Genomic DNA, 19325 nt, shown 5'->3' on the forward strand with positions numbered 1-19325 from the left:
TCGCTACGAGCGCAAGGCTGAGCACTTCCTCGCCTTCACGAGCCTCGCATGCACCCTCATCTGCTACCGCAGACTCACCAAATGAGATGACCTCTTACTGGGCGGTGGACACCGCTGACGGCGAGCCGGTCCGGTTCGCCGAAGTGTAAAAATCGGCTGGTCGTGCTGCAGCTCCCCGTATCCGACAACGAGTTGGTGGCTCTCCCAGCAGGCGTCGACAGGTTGCCTGGCCCGCCGCCCTTTCGTACCCGGGGCTCCCAAGGAGCCAGTCGAACCGGTACTGGGTCTGGGCTGTCTCACCGGCACGTGGTTGCACAGCTCCACGACGCACGCCTCATCGCCGTGATGACGGTCGGCCGCCGGGCTTGCCCTTGCGGGCGGCGGTGTCGAGCCCTTCCGGGGTCGACTCGCGGACGTTCTCCCGCCCGGTCTCCGCCACCTCCACGAAGAATGCGGACAGCAGCTTGCCGTGCCCGCTGGGGCCGTACGTTCCCGCGAGAGGGCCGGCGAGGTGGTCGGCGAGTGCGGTGAGTTCGGCGGCGTCGCGGCCGAGCCGCTTCATCTCGTACACCGTGAGGATGACCGGCCAGTCGAACTGTGGCCGTCACTTCCTACGAGCGTACGCGGATGACTGTCTTCCCACTGCGTCGCGTGGTCGGGTTGAGGGCATCAACGGCACCATCGAAGCTCGCGACGTCACCCATGTTCGTCCGCAGCCGTCCGTCCCGCACCCGCTGCACGATCTCACCCAGGTCGGCACGATCGGCCTCGACAACGAAGTCCACCGCCAGGCCGTCGGCGGGTCGCGCCTCGACCGGGCCGACGATGGACACCAGCGTCCCTCCGGCCCTGATCAGGGCAGCGGACCGCTTCTGAAGGTCGCCACCGATGACATCGAAGACCAGATCGACGCCGCCGACGTCCTTCAGCGCGTCGTTCTCGAGGTCGACGAACTCATGCGCGCCGAAGTCGATTGCCTTCTCACGGTCGGCGGCGCGTCCGGTGCCGATGACGTAGGCGCCGGCCTCACGTGCGAGCTGGGTGACCATCGTCCCGACTGCCCCGGCCGCGCCATGGGCGAGGACGGTCTGGCCGGCCTGAAGGCGGCCGTGCTGGAACAGCCCCTGCCACGCGGTCAGACCTGAGATCGGCAGGGACGCGGCTACTGTGAAGTCGACGTCGCCGGGCAGCGGTGCGAGGTTGCGTGCTTCGATCGCCACGTACTCCGCCAGGGTGCCGTCACGGTGCCAGTCGGCGAGGCCGAACACGCGCTGCCCGACCGACAGCCCCGTCGTGCCGTAACCGAGGGCACTGACCGTCCCGGCCAGCTCGTGGCCGGGGATCGACGGTGTCCTGTCACGGCCGGCGCGATCGGTCCAGGTCGACGGCCACTCCATCTCGGTCGGGACGAAGCCCGATGCATGGATCTGAACGATGACGTCGTTGATCGCTGCGGACGGCTCAGGCCGGTCCGTCAGCGTCATCCCGGCTGTTCCCGCGGCCTGGTTGGTTACCACGATGGCTTTCATTGAGATTGTCCCCTTCCTCGTACGTCGTTGTGGGTTGAGATCTCCGATGAGCCAGGGTGAGGAAACAGCGGTGTCCGCTCGTCCACTGGTCGGTGATGCTGAGGGCGAGGTCCTCGGCGACCTTGTGGAGCGCGCGTCGTCCCAGCCGTGCCCAGGGGAAAGGCGGACCGCTGTGGCCCTGGGGGTCCTCGAACCGCGCCGTGCACAGCTCCTCGACGTCATCGGGATCGACCTCGATGACAAGGCGTCCCGCCGGGGCCATGAGTCCACCACAGCGGCGCAGCAGGCTGTGAGGGTCGCCTCCGATGCCGATGTTGCCGTCGATGAGCAGAACCGTCTGCCAGCCGCTCTCGGCCGGCAGACGGGCGAAGACCGACCGGCACAGTGCAAGCCCGCCCTGGACGGTGGTGAGTGCGACCGCGTGAGGTGCGATGTCGACCCCGAGAGCAAAGACTCCCCGGCTCAGCAGCTCTCTGCACATCCGACCCGGTCCGCAGCCGACATCCAGGACTGGGCCGACGCAGCGTTCCAGCACGGTCGTGTCGGCTGCTGTGGGCTGCTCGTGCCAGCGGTGCACAGGCATCCGGATCCGGCGCCCGTCGACCAGCCGCAGATATACAGGTCCGCGGCCGGGTCGCAGGGCCCGTGCGTAGGGGTCCTGTTCGGTGCCGTACAGCTTGTCCTCGTCGGCGGTCACGGTGTGGCGCCATGACTTGTGGCGGGCAGGCCCTCGTCGCCGCGGCCGGCCCGCCGGGCGCGGCGAAGTCTGATCGCGAAGGCCACTGCGGAGGCGGCGAAGAGCACGCCGGTGATCGCCAGCCATCGGCCGAGGTAGACGCGGTCGGAGAGCCCGGTGTCACCGGGGTAGGGGACGGCGAGCCGGAAGACGAGAGGGAACCAGACCAGCAGGAGCAGGCCCGAGAGGAAGGCGGGGACGCGCAGGTAGTTGATCCACGGCACTGCCGGTCCGTCGGCGGTGCGATGACGCAGTACAGAGAGGGCGGACAGGTCGGCCAGCGAGTACAGGGGCAGCAGGATGAGGTCATGGAGGACGGCCGCGCCGACGAACCAGATCACCACCTCCAGCGGCCGAACCGCGAAAAGGCGCACCATGGCGTAGGCGGTGAGGGCGAACGAGGCGATCAGGACCAGCAGATGTAGGGGACCTGAGCCGTACCATCGGACGAATCGTGTCATGGTCGCGCCCTGAACGTGAGCCGGTGCACCCACTTGGTGTTGTTCACGCCGGGGTTGGCCGGGACGATGACGCGGGCCGGGTATCCGTGATCGAGCGAGAGGTCCGCGCCGTTGACGCGGAGCGCGAGCAGCGCTCGGGGGTCGCGGATCTGGTTGCCCCGCAGCACCACCTTGGTGAACGGGCCGGGCGGTTGGATGGATTCGACCAGGACGCTTGCGGCGTCGGGCAGGCCGGCCAGGGCGGCGAGGTCGGCCAGCCGGAGACCGCTCCAGTTCTGGTCGTCGGTGGACCAGCCCTCCACGCAGGCGATCGGCAGAGCGGCGGCGTACTGCGGCATCGTCAGAAGTTGCTCGCGTGTGTAGACCTGCGGCGCTCCGCGTCCGTGCACCTCCAGCCGCCAGCTGGGGCCGATCAGGGCCGGGGTGACGCCGACCTTCGCCGCCGTCTTGTTGATCTGGAAGCTGTTCGGGCCGCTGCCCGGATCTCGGTTGTGCGGTGCGAGCAGTGCTGTGCCGCGCAGCCACCCGCCGATGCTCTGTCCGGCGGTCACGATGAGAAGGAGCAGCGATCCCGCTCCCACCATGCCGAGTGCGCCGCGGCGGGTCATCGTCGGCGAGGCGGGGGCGACCGCCACCAGGCCGTCGGGGTCGGGGGGTTCGGGCACGGTGTGGGCCAGGTCGGTGCGCAGTTCGTTCCTCAGGCTGCGCGAGCGCAGTGCCCGGGTCATCCGGCCGAGTCTGAGGCACACGTGGACGACGAAGGCGGCGATGAACACCCAGGCGCCGTAGAAGTGCAGGCGGTAGAACGAGCCCGGGAAGACGTAGTAGAGCTGGATGTTGAGGATGCCGGTGACGAATTCGAAGATGACGCCGCCGACCAGCATCAGCAGGGACAGCCGCTCCAAGCTGTGGGCGAGGGAGCGTACCGGCAGCCAGTCGAACAGCTTCGGGATCACTGACCACAGCTTGGCCAGCAGCACCGGGACGAGGACCACGCCCAGCGTCACGTGCACGCCCTGGAGCAGCCGGTAGAGCCAGTAGGGATGTGTGGGCCAGCTGAAGAGGTAGAAGCCCAGGACGCCCTTGTCGGGGGTCTCGTCGTTGAGGGGGCTCAAGTCGGGGTTGTAGGCGGCGTAGGAGAGCAGCCCGGTAATGAACAGCAGCGGAATGCCGATCAGGAGGACCAGGCCGAATGCCGAGGTCAGCCAGGGCCCACGGATCGGACTGCGCCAGAAGCCGGGGCGGAACGGCCCCGGGGGCGGGGGCATCTGGCTGACGCGCCGCGCCGCCGTACGGGTGCTTCGTTGAGCAGGCTGGAGCAGGCGTAAAGTCGTTCGATCACCCGCTTCATCACCGAGCTGTTGTCGCCCAGCCAGATCGGGCCGGCCAGCACGAGGATGTCGGCCGCCAGGACCTGCCGGTACAGGTCGGGCCAGGCGTCCGTCTCCCAGCCGTGCTCCCGCATGTCGGGCCAGACCCCGGTGGCGATGTCATGATCCACCGCCCGTACGACGTCGACGTGCACGCCCTGCGCGTCCAGGATGGCGTTGCTCCGGTCGATCAGCCCCTCGGTGTTGCTCGTCTCCGGCGAGCGCTTCAAGGTGCAGTTGAACACCAGAGCACGCAGGTCGTCGTACCGAGCCGGCGGCGCGTCGGTAGCGGGCGACGAAGTAGTCACGCAGTCCTCCCGGAGCCCTGCCGCCACGCGGTGCGCGGCGACTCGTCCACTGCGCCCAGCCTGCCTGTCGACCGCGGCAGCCGCCACCGCGACACCTCCGAACGGTTCCGGCGTGCCGCGCCCCTCGGCCGGCTGCCGACGAGTGGCCGGGTCCGGTGGCCGTGCCTACGTTCGTCTCATGGGCACCGAAGACGCGAGCGAGTCGCAGAACACGGCAGCAGTAGATGACGTCGCGCATCTGTTGGTGCGTTGTCTGCGGGCCGAGGGCGTGGAGTACGTCTTCGGCATCCCAGGCGAGGAGAACATCCGTTTCGTCGACGCGCTGGACGGATCCGGGATCCGGTACGTCCTGGTGCGTCACGAACAGGCCGCCTCGTTCATGGCGGAGATCTACGGGCGGCTGACCGGCCGGGCCGGTGTGTGTTCGGCCACGCTGGGGCCTGGCGCGATCAATCTGCTGCTCGGCACCGCGGACGCCACGACGAACAGTGCGCCGCTGGTGGCCCTGGCCGCCCAGGGCTCCCTGCGCCGCGTCCACAAGGAGTCGCACCAGGTCATCGACCTGGTGTCGATGTTCGCTCCGGTCACCCAGTGGTCGGCCCGCGTCGAGTGTCCGGACGCGGTGCCGGAGATGACACGCAAGGCGTTCAAGACGGCGCAGAGCGAACGGCCAGGCGCCGTGTTCCTCGCGGTCCCGGAGGACGTCGAAGCGGAGCGTCCCGCCGGGCCGCTGGCGCCCCTGCAGATCGATACGGTGCGGGCCGACGCGCCGTCACCCTCCCAGATCGCACGGGCGGCCGAAGTGCTTTCGGCCGCACGGCACCCGGTCGTGCTGGCAGGCCATGGCGCCGCCCGAGCCGGGGCCTCGGCCGCCCTGGTGCGGTTCGCCGAACGGCTGAACATCCCGGTCGCGACCACCTTCCACGGCAAGGGCGTCTTTCCCGACGACCATCCGAACGCCCTCGGCGCGGTCGGCTTCATGCGCCACGACTACGGCAACTTCGGCTTCGACGCGGCCGATGTGCTGCTCTGCGTGGGCTACGAGATCCAGGAGTTCGACCCGGTCAAGATCAACCCGAACGGCGACAAGCGGATCGTTCACGTCCACCGCTTCCCCGCCGAGGTGGACGCCCACTACCCGGTCACCGTGGGTGTCGAAAGTGACCTCTCACAGGCGCTGGACGCGCTCGCGGCGGCACTGCCCGAGGGACTCACCTACGATTCGGGAAGCAGCGAGAAGATCCGCACCCTGCTCGACGAAGAGCTGCAGTACGGACGTGACAACGACGCGTTTCCCCTGGTGCCTCAGCGCGTCGTGACCGATGTGCGCACCTCGCTGGACCGTCACGACATCGTGCTCGCCGACACCGGCGCCGGAAAGATGTGGATGTCCCGTCTCTACCCCACCTACGAACCGGACACCTGCCTGGTCTCCAACGGCCTGTCCACGATGGGGTTCGCACTGCCGGGTGCCATCGCCGCCAAGCTGGCCCGGCCGGACCGGCACGTCCTGGCGATGATGGGGGACGGCTCGTTCCTTATGAACTCCCAGGAACTGGAGACGGCCGTCCGTGAACGCGTGCCGCTGGTCGTCCTGGTCCTGGTGGACGAGGAATACGGCCTGATCACCTGGAAGATGGAACTCGAACTCGGCCGCCACAGCCACACCCGGTTCACCAACCCGGACCTGGTCGCCTACGCCGAAAGCTTCGGCGCACGCGGCTACCGGATCGAGACCGCCGACCAACTGCTGCCCACACTGCGCCGCGCCCTCGACGACGACTCCGTCTCCGTGATCGCCTGCCCCGTCGACTACTCCGAGAACCTGCGCCTGACCGACGGACTGGGCAGTCTCCACGGCCCGTTCTGAACTGACGGGCCCGGAACCCGGAGGTCGCGGTCTTCGTCTTTCTGAGGACCGCTTTCGGTTGTCCGCCCTGTACAAACCCTGCAGAGGTCAGTCATCCACCAGCCGGGGCGTCAGCACTTCCTGAATCCCGGCACTATGGGCGCTTGCGCAGTGCGAGACTGCTCACGCGAGAGATGTGGGTCATGGGCGGTTCCAGTTCCGTGTAGAGCTGTTGAGCGCGCGGCTGGTCCGCCATGGGCTTTCACGGTGGACCGTGCGGAAACGGTCGGCGTGTTCTGGCGGTGCCTGCGAAGCCGGTCAGGGGCGCCCGCCGCAGCGCCCCTGACCGACCTGCCTTCGCGATTGTCGGTGCCGGTCACGCCGTGGAGACCGCACACTTCCCGCGCTCGGCCCTCATGGGGCCGGCGTCGCTCGGCCGGATGTCGAAATCGAAGATGGCGGTGGGGATGTACAGCGAGCAGCAGGCGTTGGGGATGTCGACGATGCCGCTGATACGTCCCTCTATGGGGGCGGAGCCGATCAGCAGGTAAGCCTGCTCACCGCTGTAGCCGAACCTCTTGAAGTATTCGACGGCGTTGAGGCAGGCCCTGCGGTACGCCAGCGTCGCGTCCAGGTAGTAGTTCGTGTCGGTGTCGTGGTCGACGGAGATTCCGATGAAGGTGAGGAACTCCGTGTACCTGGGCTCCACGTTGCCCGGAACGAACACCGGGTTGGTGGAGATGCCGTACTTTTCCATGCCGCCCTTGATCAGGTCGACGTGGAAGTCGATGAAGCCGCCCATCTCGATCGCGCCGCAGAAGGTGATCTCCCCGTCACCCTGGCTGAAGTGCAGATCGCCGCCGGAGAGCTTGGCGTCCTCGACGTACACGGGGTAGAAGACCCTCGAGCCCCGGGTGAAGTTCTTGATGTCGTGGTTGCCCCCGTTCTCACGGGCCGGCACCGTGCGGGCGCCTTCCTCGCCGATGCGCTGCGCGAGGTCCCCGGTGGCCGTGCCGGCCAGCGCGTTGCTGCCGTCCGGCGGTACGGCGAGTGGCGGGACCCGGTTCGGGTCGGTCTCGATCAGAGCCTTCTCGCGAGCATTCCAGCGGGCCAGCATCTCGGCCGACGGGGCGGTTCCGAAGAGCCCGGGGTGGGTGATTCCGGTGAACCGGATGCCGGGGAGGTGACGGGAGACGGCCTGCTGGCCATGGAAGTCCCATACCGCCTTGTAGGCGTCCGGGAAGTAGTCCGTCAGGAAACCTCCGCCGTTGGCCTTGGCGAAGATGCCCGTGTAGCCCCAGCCCTGTCCCGCCGCGTCGCCGGTCTGCTGGGGCACGGGGCCGAGGTCGAGGATGTCGACGACGAGCAGGTCACCCGGTTCGGCGCCCTCCACGCCGATCGGACCGCTGAGCATATGGGGGATGGTCAGGTCGATGTCACGTACGTCGTTGGCCGAGTCGTTGTCGCCTATCTGGCAGTCGGTCCAGTCTCGGCATTCCACGCGGAACTCCGACCCCGGCTTCACCATGGCAGCCGTGGGGATGTCCGGGTGCCACCTGTTGTGTCCGGGGACGTCTTGCTCGCGCATGGACTTGTTCTGGTCCACTTTGAAGATCACTTCGGGCATGACAGCTTCCTCGCTGGTTCTGATCCGGTCACGTGGATGCGTCCGGGGTGTCCATCGGGGTGGTGGGCGTTGTGGCGACCCGCGCCCGCGATGCCCGGGTGAGCGGCCATAGCGCCCCGAACACCACAACGGCGAAGGCACCCAGCGCGATGGCGGTCTCGTCGGGGTGTTTCCAGTATCCGGAGAGCAGCAGGCCGGCGGGTATCACGCCGGTGACCCATCCTTCGATCGCTGTGACCCAGCCGACGTAGGGCCGGAGCCTGTCCTGCCGGAGGCCGAGCAGCAGGAAGAACAGGAACCAAAGGAATGCCCAGTAGAGCCAGATCACTCCGAATGGGTAGTCCTTCAAAAGGTGGAAATTGGCGAACGAATATCCCAGGGCGGCGACTGCCACGAAGAGTGAATAATAGCCGACACCGTCGGTTTCGATGCCGGTGAGGAGGCAGATACCGACGTAGAGATACGTGAAGCCGAAAAGATAGATTCCGGATGCCGCCAAGATCTTTACGGGGTCATTGTCGGCAGTGAAGATGAGATACGTCGGCGTGATCACCTGGAGTGCACCGATGAAAAGGTTGAACACCCCTCCTGACCGGGCATCCACCTTATAGAGGAGGACCAGCCCGTTCATGAAGAGCACCGCACCGACGAAGAGCAATCCCGCGTTTGCCACCGGGACGCACCTCCTAAGTCCGCATGGGGAGGACGTGCGTGTTCGGATGTCGACGCATGAGACGGTCTGTTGTGTCGACCACCGCCTTCACAGACGCGGCAACCGGGAGAGTGCGGGATGCGGTTGCCTGCGCGCCGTCCTGCCGGGCGGCACTTCGGAGACCACTTCCGGCGCCTCCCGGGACTGCTCCTCCCGGGTATGGAGAGCAGCTGCCGCACTCGAGGTCCGCGCCAGGCCCGGCGCGGAGTAAACACGGCTTGCGGCGCCCGCGCAGGCAGGGCAGTCCCAGGCTTTGGGGGCCGTACCGATCGGCAACTTCACCTCGAAAGTTCCGCAGTGACCGCATCGATATTCATAGGTTGCCATCAGCAGCCTCCGACACTCTTCACCCCTTCCAGGAGACGTCTCCAAAATCCCCATGTCAAGTGGATGAGAGTCGTCGGAGGTCGCACGCGCGTTGCGGAAACTTCAGCCGATAAACTGAGGGTTCTGCGGCCGTGGCGAGGCATTCGAGCCGCGTCCGTCGCCTTGCTGAAACGTCCGGGCCAAGACCCGGCGACTCGGCCAGGACTCGGGGACTCCCCCTGGACTCAAGCAGTCGGTCACTGGTGAGGGGAGCGGAGCCGTGGGAGAGACCGATCTACCCAAGGACACGTGGCGTCAACACGTGCAGGTGCTCACCGTCATCGCCGTGGGCGGGGCGGCAGGCGCCAGCGCGCGGTACGCGGCGGCGTTGCTCTGGCCTACAGGCGCGGCGATGTTCCCCTGGACCACACTGTGCGTGAACACGGTGGGATGCCTGATCATCGGCGTCTTCATGATGCTGGTCACCCAGATCTGGGCTGCGCACCGGTTGCTGCGACCGTTCTTCGGCACGGGGGTGCTCGGCGGCTTCACGACCTTCTCCACGTACTGCGCCGACATCGAGCGCCTGGTGCGGGAGGGCATGGCAGGCATCGCCCTCGCATACCTGGCGCTGACCGTGGGCGCGGCGATGGCCGCCGTCACGGTCGGTGTCCTCGTCGGCCGCCGGGTCGGCCGGCCGGTGAGGGGATCGACATGAGACTCGGTTCGGCCGGTCGGAAGACCGCACTTCCATGAGGTTCCTGCTCGTCGCACTCGGCGGTGCCGTCGGCGCCCCGTTGCGGTACCTCATCGACCGGGCGGTCCAGCGCCGTCACGGCACAGGCTTTCCGTGGGGCACCTTCGCCGCCAACGTCACCGGATCGGTGATCCTGGGCGTGCTGACGGGAGCGAGCCTGAGCGGAGCCGCCTCGCGGGATGTGCAACTCCTGCTGGGCACCGGCTTTTGCGGAGCCCTGACCACCTACTCCACGTTCTCCTACGAGACCTTGAGTCTGGCCAAGGCTGGTCTGCGATTCCTCGCGGCGGTCAACGTGGTCGTCTCGGTCATCGCCGGACTCGGGGCCGTGTTCATCGGACTGGCACTCGCACAGGCCGTGTTCGGATAGCAGCGCTCGCTCCCGCACGGTCACCGGCTGACGAACATCACCGGCGTCTCCGACCGGACGGAAATCCGCCGAAGGTTCACGCAGCCCCCCGGAAATGGGCATCGATCTTCGCTGCACCGCATAACCACCGGACGACTCGTCGCCTGTGAGCCGATTCACCCCAAAAACACTGGACGGGCACATCGGGGCCCTTTAGCGTCCTTGAATAGTTTGACTTTTCCTTATGCGCAGGCACCGGCGTCGCGCATACTGTCTTGCACACGACCAAGGTGTACGCCGGAAAGGTGGATCAGTGAGCAGCATGGACGCCGTATGGGTACGAGGCGTGAATGGCATCCAAATGCATCACGTGACCGATCTTCAGGATGCCGGCAGGTTCCTGGGCAACGCCGCGATGGCGCTGCGGGCCGCACACGTGAGGACCGGTACCGGCCACTACTCCGACATCGCCGCCGAGCTCAAGGGTCTGGCGGAGCGCGTGCGGCAGTTGGAGGACGAGGCGCGGTCGAAGATGCATGACCTGCACTCCACCGATCCCGAGCGGTTCGCCCGCTGCCGGGACGGCCACGAACCCTGGCCCGGCGAAATCCCCGCGGGTTTCATTCCGCGCCACACCTGCCGGGACAAGTGCCTCTACCACGACCTCGACGTCCTCGACGCCGTCATACAGTGCATCTGCGGCCGACCGCCGTGCCAGGCGTGCGAGATCGGCGGCAAACTCTGAGCTTTGCCTTCCAGACTCGGCCGGAAGTCCGATGTCGGGCTGTGGCACGCTGCCGCGGTGATCACCTCACCCATACCGCCCGTCGTTCCTCCAGGTCACATGGCCAAGCGGGAACAACCCGTGCTCGCCCTCCCCAGCGGTGCGGAGCTGCGCCCCTGGTGCGCCGGCGACGCCGACACCTTGGTAGCTGCTGGTCGGGATCCGGAAATTCGCCAGTGGAATCTACTGGTCGTGGCGTCGCCTGCGGAAGCAGGCAAGCGTATCGAGCGTATGCACGAGCGCTGGCGGAACGAGCAGAGCGCGATCTGGGCCATCGCCCAGCCCGACAGCGGCCAGGCCGTGGGCTTGATCGGCTTGGGTGACATCGATCTCGCCGGTGGCAGCGCCGAAATCCTCTACTGGGTCCTGCCCGCGGGACGCGGCCGCGGCGTCACGGTCGAGGCCACGAAGCGTCTCAGTCAGTGGGCCTTTGACGACCTTGGACTGCACCGGCTCCGGCTGTGCCACTCGATGGCCAACCCGGCATCGTGCCGAGTAGCGGCCAAGGCCGGCTTCTCCGTCGAAGGCACGATGCGGAGCGCGCTGCTGCATGAGGACGGGTGGCACGACCAGCATTTGCACGCCCTGGTCCAGGGCGACATCTGACTGTTCCGGGTAGTCGGGCCACGGACCGAAGCGGGCGTCCGCCCCAACGGCGCCCTTCTCGCTTCGGGTGCGGGCGCGTTCCTTGCGTTGGGCGGCAAGTATGTCGGGGTGGCGGGCATTGGCGTTGCGCCATCGCAAGGATGCATGCAGGGTCCGGGTCTGCGCGGGGTGGCTGCGGTGGTGGGAGTTGGCCAGGGTGAACTGCCGCAGCGGGCCGAAGTGGGCCTCGATCGGGTTTCCCCATGAGGCGTAGGTCGGGGAGAAGCACAGCTCGACCTTGTTCTTCTTCGCCCAGCGGCGAATGTCCGCGCGGCCTGTCCACGAAGCGCGACGACCCAGCTGTGCCGACCGCGGATCTCAGCGGCAAGGCGCAGGTTGCCGCGTCTTTGCACTTTCAAGCTCGGTTGCCCCGCGTTGCTCGACGGCGCTCGACTCCCGCGGCTTCGTCCGGCTCGGTGGGGCCGCCGACCTCCGCGACCGGAACCGCGCCCGGCTCGGCATCGGCCCTCAGCGGCCTCGTCGACACTCTGCTGCCACCTCATCACCGCTCGGTTCACCGCGGCCTGCCCTGCCGACCTTCACGCAGCCGGGCGATGGCATCGAACATCACAGGCGGTGGATCATCCCGCCCCACTCTCCGGGTACCGTCAAGGTATGAGTCATCCGCACCCCGACCTGAAAGCCGCCCCACCCCTTCCCGAAGGAGGGCTGCGGGTCATCGCCCTGGGCGGCCTGGGTGAGATCGGCCGCAACATGACCGTCTTCGAGCACGCGGGCAAGCTCCTCATCGTCGACTGCGGCGTGCTGTTTCCCGAGGAGACCCAGCCCGGCGTCGATGTGATCCTGCCGGACTTCACGTCGATCCGGGACCGGCTGGACGACATCGTGGCTGTGGTACTCACCCACGGCCACGAGGACCACATCGGTGGCGTGCCGTACCTGCTGCGCGAGCGGTCCGACATTCCCGTCGTCGGCTCCAAGCTGACGCTGGCGTTCCTGGAGGCCAAGCTCAAGGAACACGGCATCCGGCCGCGCACGGTGCGGGTGCGGGAGGGCGACCGGCGCGGCTTCGGACCCTTCGACTGCGAGTTCGTGGCGGTCAACCACTCCATCCCCGACAGCCTCGCGGTCGCGATCCGTACACGCGCCGGGATGGTGCTGCACACCGGTGACTTCAAGATGGACCAGTTCCCTCTCGACGACCGCATCACCGATCTGCGCGCTTTCGCCCGCCTCGGTGAGGAGGGCGTGGACCTGTTCCTCACCGACTCCACCAACGCGGAAGTGCCCGGCTTCACCACGTCCGAGCGTGAGCTGAATCCGGCGATCGAGCAGGTGATGCGCACCGCGCCGCGCCGGGTCATCGTCTCCAGCTTCGCCAGCCATGTGCACCGCATCCAGCAGGTCCTGGACGCCGCTCACCAGCACGGCCGCAAGGTCGCCTTCGTCGGCCGGTCGATGGTCCGCAACATGGGCATCGCCCGTGACCTGGGCTATCTGAAGGTCCCGTCCGGTCTGATCGTGAGCACGAAGGAGCTGGAGAAGCTCCCGGATCACAAGATCACTCTGGTCTGCACCGGCTCCCAGGGCGAACCGATGGCCGCGCTGTCCCGGATGGCCAACCGCGACCACATGATCCGCATCGGCAAGGGCGACACCGTCCTGCTCGCCAGCTCTCTCATCCCCGGCAACGAGAACGCCATCTACCGGGTGATCAACGGACTCACCCGGTGGGGCGCTCACGTGGTCCACAAGGGCAACGCCAAGGTGCACGTCTCCGGGCACGCCAGCGCCGGCGAACTCGTCTACTGCTACAACATCGTCAAACCCCGCAACGTCATGCCCGTGCACGGCGAATGGCGCCATCTGCGGGCCAACGGTGACCTCGCCATCCGTACCGGTGTCGACCCGGACCGGGTGGTCATCGCCGAGGACGGCGTCGTCGTGGACCTGGTCGACGGCCGCGCGTCCATCACCGGCAAGGTCCCGGCCGGCAACGTCTACGTGGACGGCATGGAAGTCGGCGGCGCCACCGAAGCGTCCCTCAAGGACCGCCTCACCCTCGCCGCCGAAGGCGTGCTCACGGTGGTGGCGATCGTCGACGCGGACACCGGCGCCCTCGCCGAGGCCCCCGACTTCCTGGCCCGCGGCTTCGTCCACGACGACACCACCTTCGAGCCGGTCATCCCCGTCATCGAGAAGACCCTGGCCACCGCGGCCGAGGAAGGCGTCGGGGACGCGCGCCAACTCGAACAGCTCCTCGCCCGCGCCGTGGCCAACTGGGCGTTCCGCACCCACCGCCGCAAGCCGCTCGTCATCCCCGTCATCATCGACGCCTGAGCGACAGCCCGGCAGCACGGCCCCCGGCCCCGGTCCCGCTCCCGCGGGCATCGAGGCCGGGCACGGCGGTCAGCGACCCACCCGAGGAGGGGCCCACCGGCCTGCGGAGACCGCTCGTCACCGGCTCGGCTCGTCCGCCCGAGGCCCACACGTCCGGCCACGCTGCCGTGACGACGGATGCGATGCTGCGGTGCGGGCGGCGCCGTGTGCGAGATCGGGGACGCGGGGATGCCGTGCGTGGGCGAGGGCCGGGTGCGACTCGGCTCACCAGGACGTCGTACGGCCGCCCTGGCCGGACCGGGTCGCCCGGGTGGCGTTGTTGTGCACGCGTCTCAGATGTTTCGCCGCCGGGCACGGGGAGCCGTTCAGCGCGCACTGGCGGCAGTACCGCCGATGGGCCTCGTAGTCCTGACGTGCTTGGTCGACGGAGACGGCGGGCGGGTTCGGTGACTGCATGAAGGCTCCTGACGGACATGGCGGGATCTCGGCGCGCCACGGGTGCGGGCACGGGACCGCCTTGCGGAAGGGAGGGGTGGCTGAACTGGTCGCCTGAGACGTTCGACCCGGATGATGATCTTGTTACTGCGAGTACGCAAAGGCCCGTGTCCATCCCCTGCCCCAACGGACCGCGGCGGTGCCCTCGAGCGCGCGGCACCGCGCTGGACGCCGTCACGGGCGCCCGCGTCGCCGTGCCGTTCCTTGGTGCAGGGTTCGTGTCCCTACAGCCCCTCTTACGCCGGTGCGGGCGCGCCTCACCGCGCGGATGCCTAACCTGACCGTCGTGCTGCCGACCGAGCGGGGCCGCTCACCCGCGTCGGCGCCTCGGACAGCGTTCTCACCAGCCGCCCCCCTGGAGCCCGACGTCATGGCTGCCCAGCGTGTTCTTGTTCCCACCGGGTCCGCACGGCTTTCCACCGGGTCCCCACGGCCTCCCCGGGGAGCGCGCGACCGGAGGGGGCCCGCGACCGGCTCCCGCCCCGCCCGTCGGCGCCCCACGGCGAGCCGGCCGACGCGCGCGGCGGCTCCCCAGGGACTGCTCCCGACTCCTCCCGACGACCGGGAGAAGTACTCCTACGTGGTGCGCCGCACCTGGCTGCTGAGTCTCACGTCGTTCGCCGGGTTCGTCTGCGTCTTCTACAGTCAGGTCGACTCGGCCCGGCACGGGCCGTGGATCTGGGTCTTCTCCCCGGTGCTGCTGCTGTCCGCGCTCGGCTTCCTGATAGCGCTCAGGCTGGACCTCTTCACTCCCGACTTCGATCCCGAAGCCCATCGCGCACTGGTGCGCTCCTGGTCACCGCGGGAGTATCCGTCGGTCGACGTCTTCCTCCCGGTGTGCGGCGAGCCGATCGCGGTGCTGCACAACACCTGGACGCATCTCCAGCGGCTGGCCGAGACCTACCCCGGACGGGTCACCCCTCTCGTCCTCGACGACTCCGACAGCCCGGAGGTCGCCGCCATGGCGGACGATTTCGGCTTCCGCTGTCTCGTGCGGCCCAACCGCGGCTGGTTCAAGAAGGCGGGCAATCTGCGCTACGGCTTCGAGCACTCCGACGGCGAGTTCATCCTCATCCTGGACGCCGATTTCGCCCCCCGGGCCGATCTCCTCGACGAGCTGCTGCCGTACATGGACGCCGACCCGAACGCCGGGATCGTGCAGTCACCCCAGTTCTTCCGCATCCTGGACCAGCAGAACTGGATCGAGCGCGGCGCCGGAGCCGTCCAGGAGCTGTTCTACCGGTCGGTCCAGGTCTCCCGGCAGCGCAGCGACGGCTCCATCTGTGTCGGCTCCTGCGCCGTCTACCGGCGCACCGCGCTCGCGGAGGTCGGCGGGACCAGCCTGATCGAGCACTCCGAGGACATGCACACCGGATTCGATCTGCGAGCACGCGGCTGGGACCTGCGGTACGTGCCTCTCGCGCTCGCCACCGGTCTGTGCCCGGACACCATAGGCGCCTACTACAGCCAGCAGTACCGCTGGTGCATGGCCTCCATGAGCATGCTGGGCAGCCTGGAGAACTTCTGGCGGGTCAGGATGCGCTTCGCCAGCCGCCTCTGCTACGTCTCCGGGTTCGTCTACTACATCGAGTCAGCCCTGATGATCTTCAGCGGCCCGCTGATCGTCTGCGTGCTGCTGCTGTTCTTCCCCGAGCAGGTCAAGTCCACGGACATGTGGCTGCTGCTGCCCGGCATGGTCTACCTCGTCGTCATCTACCCGCTGTGGCACCGCAACCCGTACCGCCTGGAGGCGTGGGCGACCCGCGTCCTCTACAGCTGGTCGCACGTCTTCGCCGTCTGGGACGTGCTGCGCCGGCGGGCCATGGGCTGGCAGCCCACCGGGGCCGGAGGCGCGCGGAGGAGCAACACCCGGCGCCTGTGGATCGGGATCTGGGCCTGGACCGTACCCGTCACCGCGCTCTGGATCGGTGCCGCCGTGTGGCGGATGGACACGATGGTGCCGGAGGACTTCGCCCTGCCGCTCGGCTCCGGCCTCTTCTACGCGGCGGCCGTGCTCCGCCTCCTCGTCCTGCCCCGCCCCGAGGAGCCCGCCGGTGCGGCCGGTCTTCCCGTCGCGGCCGGAGGGGAGGGCGCGTGACCGCCGTCGGGCGCAGGACCGCGTTGCGCGCGGCGCTCGCCGCCGCGGCCTCCTCGGCAGCGGGTTGCGCCCCGAGCCGGACGGCGCCGATCGGCGCGGGCGGACAGGGGCCCGTCGCCAGGACCGCGCCGTACCTGCCGTTCGACGTCACCTGGATGATCCGGCCCGAGCACCACCGCAAGTACCTCGGTGCCGCCTTCGCCGGGGGGACCGCTCCAGGGGGCGCCCTCGACGCCTGGGCCGGTGAGGCCGGCAAGGCGCCCAACCTGCTCTCCTACCGCCTCGCCTGGGGCGACGGCTTCCCGACGGCCCGGACCCTGGCGGTCTGGCATCGCAGGATGCTGCCGTACATCGCCTGGGAGCCCTGGAGGCCGACGCTCCGTGACATCGCCGGAGGCCGTGCCGACGCCTACATCCGGCGCACCGCGGAGACCGTCCGCGACCTCAACGTGCCGGTCGCCATCGGGTTCGCCCCCCAGATGAACGGCGGCCGGTACCCGTGGGGCGCCCGCGAGGCCGCCCCCGAGGAGTTCGTCGGCGCGTGGCGGCACCTCCACGACCTCTTCCAGGACACGGGGGTGTCCAACGTGATCTGGGTCTGGAGCCCCACGGTGGCCGCCCCGACCCCGTCGGCGCGCCTGAGGGCGTACTACCCGGGTGACGCCTACGCCGACTGGCTGGGCCTTGTCGGGTACTACACCAGGAACGGGCCCCACACGTTCGGCACCCTCTTCGCCCCCACCATCGAGAAGGCCAGGACCTTCACCCGGATCCCGGTGCTCATCGCCGGGACCGCCGCGGAGGCCGGTGCCCGCGAGCCCGCCGACATCACGGACCTGATGCGCGGGGTGACCGCCCACCGGGACGTGGTCGGCCTCGTCTGGTCCGGCATGGGCACGGAGACCGACCGGCGGATCGACAGCAGCCCCGAGGCGCTGGCGGCCTTCCGCCGTGGTGTCTCCGACCCACGCTTCGGCTTCGATGTGAGGCGCCCGTGACGACCGCGAAGGACCCGGTGGCCGCCTTCCCCGGTCATGGCGCCGAGACGTCCGCCGCGCATCCCGCCGGTCTCGCGGCGCCCGCGCACCCCGGCGCGTTCGACCCCGAGTCGACGCTGCGGCTGCGGGTGCCGCCCGTCCGGGGCTCCGAGCCCGCGCCCGGGTACACCTTCGACGAGATCACCCGGGCGAACTGGGCGCTCGGGCCGGTTCCCGACCGGGGCTGGTCCCCGGAGCCGGGTTCCCGCCGGACCTGGGTCAGCCGCGCCCTGCTGGCCTGCCTGCTGCTGGTCCAGGCGGTCCTGTCCCTGCGTCTGCACAACACCGCCTTCGAGGACGAGGCGCTGTACATCTACGCCGGGCACGCCATGATCGGCCACCTGTTCCACGGCGTTCCCGACTACGGCGGCTTCAGCACCTACTTCTCCGGCTCGCCCGTTCTCTACCCCGTGCTCGCCGCCTGGGTGGACTCCGCCGGGGGACTGACCGCGGTGCGGCTGATGAGCCTGGCCTTCATGCTGGGCGCCACCGGCCTGCTCTACTCCTTCGCCCGCATGCTCTTCAACGAGCGGACCGCGCTCTGCGCGGCGGGGATCTTCGCCGTCAGCCAGTCGACGCTGTTCCTGGGCTACTTCGCGACGTACGACGCGTCGGCGATCCTCCTGCTCGCGCTGAGCACCTGGATCCTCGTCCGGGTCGCCCACGGCCACTGGGCGCTGCCGCTGGCCGCGGCACCGGTGGCGGCCCTCGCGGTCGGGGTGAAGTACGCGTCCGCGCTGTTCCTCCCGACCGTCGCGGCCTTGCTGGTACTGGCCGCCCACCGGCATCTGGGCAGGCGTCAGGCGCTGCTGCGCGGCGCGGCGTTCACCGGCGGCGTGACGGTCCTGCTCGCTGCCGGCCTGGCCACCACCGACTACTTGCAGGCGATCCGGAGCACCACCACCGAACGGGCGCACGGCACCACGTCGGTCACGACCATGGCCTGGGACTGCTTCCGGTGGGGTGGCCTGATCTTCGTCCTGGCCTGCCTCGGCGCCGCGCTGTACACGCGCCGCGACCGCCTCGGCGAGGTGCCGGGCGGCCCCCGGACGGGGCCCGGGGCCGGATGGCGCCTGGCCCTGGGGGCCGTACTCGCCGGCACCGCGCTGCTCGCTCCCGCGTACCAGCTCCACCTCCAGACCAGCGTCTCGCTCCACAAGCACATCGGGTACGGCCTGTTGTTCGCCGCCCCGATGGCGGGCGTGGGCATCAGCCGTCTGATGGGGGCGCACTTCCGGTTCCCGCAGGCGGCCATCGCCGTGGGAGTGCTGGCCCTGACCCTCGGCATGTCGCAGTCGGCCCAGAATTACGGCGTCTGGCCCGACGGCTCCCACCTGATGCCCGAACTGGCGAAGAACGTGCGGCCGGGGCAGAAGTGGCTGGGCCAGCCGCATGAGGCGCCCGTGTACTACCTCAGCCACGCGGGCCTCACCGACTACACCTTGTGGACCTCGATCTACTACATCGACTACACGGGACGCCGGGGCCGCCACCTCATGGGTCCGGACGGCTACCGGGCCGCGCTCGACGACGGCTGGTTCGACGGCGTCGTGCTGGACTGGTCCGACCAGCCGGGCGACGTCCAGACCCTGATCCGCGGCGAGATGCGCACCAGCGGCAGGTACCGGCTGGCCAGCGCCCTGACCTACCGCACCTCCGTGGGCACGGGCCACTTCGAGATCTGGCTGCGCCTGCCCTCCGCGCACACGCGCTGACGGGGGCGGTCCACCACATCCGTGCCCGTCCGGACGGAATCGCTGCCCGGACGGGCACGGCGCCCCCGCGGGCGGCCTCGGGCCGTGCCGGCCGTGGCCGGCGTCTATATCATCGGCCCGGACGTCACGCCGGAGACCGAGGGTGCCGGCAGGGACGAGCGGGACCCCAGCACGACAACGGAGACACCGCGCATGAATCGCAGTCAGGCCACCGGTCCGGTCGAGGCCCGGCCGGCGTCTCCCGCT

18 protein-coding genes and 2 pseudogenes are annotated in these 19325 nt (G+C 68.9%); 9 read left to right on the forward strand and 11 right to left on the reverse strand.

Annotation, left to right across the window (positions count from 1 at the left end):
* Window positions 1-334: 334 nt before the first annotated feature.
* From AB0F03_RS35610 to AB0F03_RS35635, 6 genes and pseudogenes are all read right to left on the reverse strand, one after another.
* Window positions 335-562, reverse strand: coding sequence for a resolvase (locus AB0F03_RS35610; RefSeq protein ID WP_362000061.1), 228 nt, complete (start codon window positions 560-562; stop codon window positions 335-337).
* A 49-nt stretch (window positions 563-611) separates the two neighbouring features.
* Complete coding sequence (locus AB0F03_RS35615; RefSeq protein WP_362000064.1) at window positions 612-1529, reverse strand: NADP-dependent oxidoreductase; 918 nt, start codon at window positions 1527-1529, stop codon at window positions 612-614.
* Window positions 1462-2226, reverse strand: a complete 765-nt coding sequence (locus tag AB0F03_RS35620; RefSeq protein WP_362000067.1) for a class I SAM-dependent methyltransferase — start codon at window positions 2224-2226, stop codon at window positions 1462-1464. The genes AB0F03_RS35615 and AB0F03_RS35620 overlap by 68 nt, the downstream gene beginning before the upstream one ends.
* A complete protein-coding gene (locus tag AB0F03_RS35625) occupies window positions 2223-2726 on the reverse strand; it encodes a hypothetical protein (protein ID WP_362000070.1) in 504 nt (167 codons plus the stop codon). Before AB0F03_RS35625 ends, AB0F03_RS35620 begins: the two co-directional genes overlap by 4 nt.
* On the reverse strand, window positions 2723-3994 hold the full coding sequence (locus AB0F03_RS35630; RefSeq protein ID WP_362000073.1) for a molybdopterin-dependent oxidoreductase: 1272 nt from the start codon (window positions 3992-3994) through the stop codon (window positions 2723-2725). Before AB0F03_RS35630 ends, AB0F03_RS35625 begins: the two co-directional genes overlap by 4 nt.
* A gap of 32 nt (window positions 3995-4026) precedes the next feature.
* Window positions 4027-4404, reverse strand: a pseudogene (locus AB0F03_RS35635) (NAD(P)H-dependent oxidoreductase); the annotation flags it as partial.
* 178 nt (window positions 4405-4582) lie between these two features.
* On the opposite strand from AB0F03_RS35635, the gene AB0F03_RS35640 reads away from it, so the two are divergent.
* A complete protein-coding gene (locus AB0F03_RS35640) occupies window positions 4583-6274 on the forward strand; it encodes an acetolactate synthase large subunit (RefSeq protein WP_362000076.1) in 1692 nt (563 codons plus the stop codon).
* A gap of 355 nt (window positions 6275-6629) precedes the next feature.
* Here AB0F03_RS35640 and fmdA read toward each other — a convergent pair whose 3' ends face one another.
* The 3 genes from fmdA to AB0F03_RS35655 form a co-directional block, all read right to left on the reverse strand.
* Window positions 6630-7880, reverse strand: a complete 1251-nt coding sequence (fmdA, locus tag AB0F03_RS35645; RefSeq protein ID WP_362000079.1) for a formamidase — start codon at window positions 7878-7880, stop codon at window positions 6630-6632.
* Between the two features lie 28 nt (window positions 7881-7908).
* Window positions 7909-8553 (reverse strand): AmiS/UreI family transporter, encoded by a 645-nt coding sequence (locus AB0F03_RS35650; RefSeq protein WP_362000080.1) that lies wholly within the window; start codon window positions 8551-8553, stop codon window positions 7909-7911.
* Window positions 8554-8640: 87 nt separating this feature from the next.
* Window positions 8641-8973: a zinc ribbon domain-containing protein gene (locus AB0F03_RS35655; RefSeq protein WP_362000083.1), complete on the reverse strand. Its 333-nt coding sequence runs from the start codon at window positions 8971-8973 to the stop codon at window positions 8641-8643.
* Between the two features lie 247 nt (window positions 8974-9220).
* Between AB0F03_RS35655 and crcB (AB0F03_RS35660) the strand changes: the two genes are divergently transcribed.
* The 4 genes from crcB (AB0F03_RS35660) to AB0F03_RS35675 all read left to right on the forward strand — a co-directional run bounded on the left by crcB (AB0F03_RS35660) (window position 9221) and on the right by AB0F03_RS35675 (window position 11394).
* Window positions 9221-9616: a fluoride efflux transporter CrcB gene (gene crcB / locus AB0F03_RS35660; protein ID WP_362000085.1), complete on the forward strand. Its 396-nt coding sequence runs from the start codon at window positions 9221-9223 to the stop codon at window positions 9614-9616.
* A 34-nt stretch (window positions 9617-9650) separates the two neighbouring features.
* On the forward strand, window positions 9651-10025 hold the full coding sequence (gene crcB / locus AB0F03_RS35665; RefSeq protein WP_362000088.1) for a fluoride efflux transporter CrcB: 375 nt from the start codon (window positions 9651-9653) through the stop codon (window positions 10023-10025).
* A 301-nt stretch (window positions 10026-10326) separates the two neighbouring features.
* The gene (locus AB0F03_RS35670; protein WP_362000114.1) at window positions 10327-10749 is read left to right on the forward strand and encodes a hypothetical protein; all 423 of its coding nucleotides are present in this window, start codon (window positions 10327-10329) and stop codon (window positions 10747-10749) included.
* Window positions 10750-10809: 60 nt separating this feature from the next.
* Window positions 10810-11394: a GNAT family N-acetyltransferase gene (locus AB0F03_RS35675; protein ID WP_362000117.1), complete on the forward strand. Its 585-nt coding sequence runs from the start codon at window positions 10810-10812 to the stop codon at window positions 11392-11394.
* Between the two features lie 31 nt (window positions 11395-11425).
* On the opposite strand, the pseudogene AB0F03_RS35680 reads toward AB0F03_RS35675, so the two are convergent.
* Window positions 11426-11697, reverse strand: a pseudogene (locus AB0F03_RS35680) (IS630 family transposase); the annotation flags it as partial.
* 351 nt (window positions 11698-12048) lie between these two features.
* Between AB0F03_RS35680 and AB0F03_RS35685 the strand changes: the two are divergent.
* On the forward strand, window positions 12049-13734 hold the full coding sequence (locus AB0F03_RS35685; RefSeq protein WP_362000090.1) for a ribonuclease J: 1686 nt from the start codon (window positions 12049-12051) through the stop codon (window positions 13732-13734).
* A gap of 264 nt (window positions 13735-13998) precedes the next feature.
* Here the strand turns inward: AB0F03_RS35685 and AB0F03_RS35690 are convergent, their stop codons facing one another.
* Entirely contained in the window at window positions 13999-14190 is a 192-nt protein-coding gene (locus AB0F03_RS35690) for a hypothetical protein (RefSeq protein WP_362000093.1), read from the reverse strand.
* 619 nt (window positions 14191-14809) lie between these two features.
* Here AB0F03_RS35690 and AB0F03_RS35695 point away from each other — a divergent pair.
* From AB0F03_RS35695 to AB0F03_RS35705, 3 genes are read left to right on the forward strand one after another with little or no spacing between them, the layout of a single operon-like run.
* Window positions 14810-16327 (forward strand): glycosyltransferase family 2 protein, encoded by a 1518-nt coding sequence (locus AB0F03_RS35695; RefSeq protein ID WP_362000096.1) that lies wholly within the window; start codon window positions 14810-14812, stop codon window positions 16325-16327.
* Window positions 16324-17325: a glycosyl hydrolase gene (locus AB0F03_RS35700; RefSeq protein ID WP_362000099.1), complete on the forward strand. Its 1002-nt coding sequence runs from the start codon at window positions 16324-16326 to the stop codon at window positions 17323-17325. Before AB0F03_RS35695 ends, AB0F03_RS35700 begins: the two co-directional genes overlap by 4 nt.
* Window positions 17322-19079, forward strand: a complete 1758-nt coding sequence (locus AB0F03_RS35705) for a glycosyltransferase family 39 protein (RefSeq protein WP_362000101.1) — start codon at window positions 17322-17324, stop codon at window positions 19077-19079. Before AB0F03_RS35700 ends, AB0F03_RS35705 begins: the two co-directional genes overlap by 4 nt.
* Window positions 19080-19325: the final 246 nt, after the last annotated feature.

Origin of the sequence: Streptomyces sp. NPDC028722 (assembly GCF_040637655.1) — a bacterium.
GTDB lineage: Bacteria > Actinomycetota > Actinomycetes > Streptomycetales > Streptomycetaceae > Streptomyces.

Coding starts and splice junctions, on each gene's coding strand:
- AB0F03_RS35610 (WP_362000061.1), bottom strand. CDS start 562: ATGAAGCGGCTCGGCCGCGACGCCGCCGAACTCACCGCACTCGCCGAC.
- AB0F03_RS35615 (WP_362000064.1), bottom strand. CDS start 1,529: ATGAAAGCCATCGTGGTAACCAACCAGGCCGCGGGAACAGCCGGGATG.
- AB0F03_RS35625 (WP_362000070.1), bottom strand. CDS start 2,726: ATGACACGATTCGTCCGATGGTACGGCTCAGGTCCCCTACATCTGCTG.
- AB0F03_RS35630 (WP_362000073.1), bottom strand. CDS start 3,994: ATGCCCCCGCCCCCGGGGCCGTTCCGCCCCGGCTTCTGGCGCAGTCCG.
- AB0F03_RS35640 (WP_362000076.1), top strand. CDS start 4,583: ATGGGCACCGAAGACGCGAGCGAGTCGCAGAACACGGCAGCAGTAGAT.
- fmdA (WP_362000079.1), bottom strand. CDS start 7,880: ATGCCCGAAGTGATCTTCAAAGTGGACCAGAACAAGTCCATGCGCGAG.
- AB0F03_RS35655 (WP_362000083.1), bottom strand. CDS start 8,973: ATGGGGATTTTGGAGACGTCTCCTGGAAGGGGTGAAGAGTGTCGGAGG.
- crcB (WP_362000088.1), top strand. CDS start 9,651: ATGAGGTTCCTGCTCGTCGCACTCGGCGGTGCCGTCGGCGCCCCGTTG.
- AB0F03_RS35670 (WP_362000114.1), top strand. CDS start 10,327: ATGGACGCCGTATGGGTACGAGGCGTGAATGGCATCCAAATGCATCAC.
- AB0F03_RS35685 (WP_362000090.1), top strand. CDS start 12,049: ATGAGTCATCCGCACCCCGACCTGAAAGCCGCCCCACCCCTTCCCGAA.
- AB0F03_RS35690 (WP_362000093.1), bottom strand. CDS start 14,190: ATGCAGTCACCGAACCCGCCCGCCGTCTCCGTCGACCAAGCACGTCAG.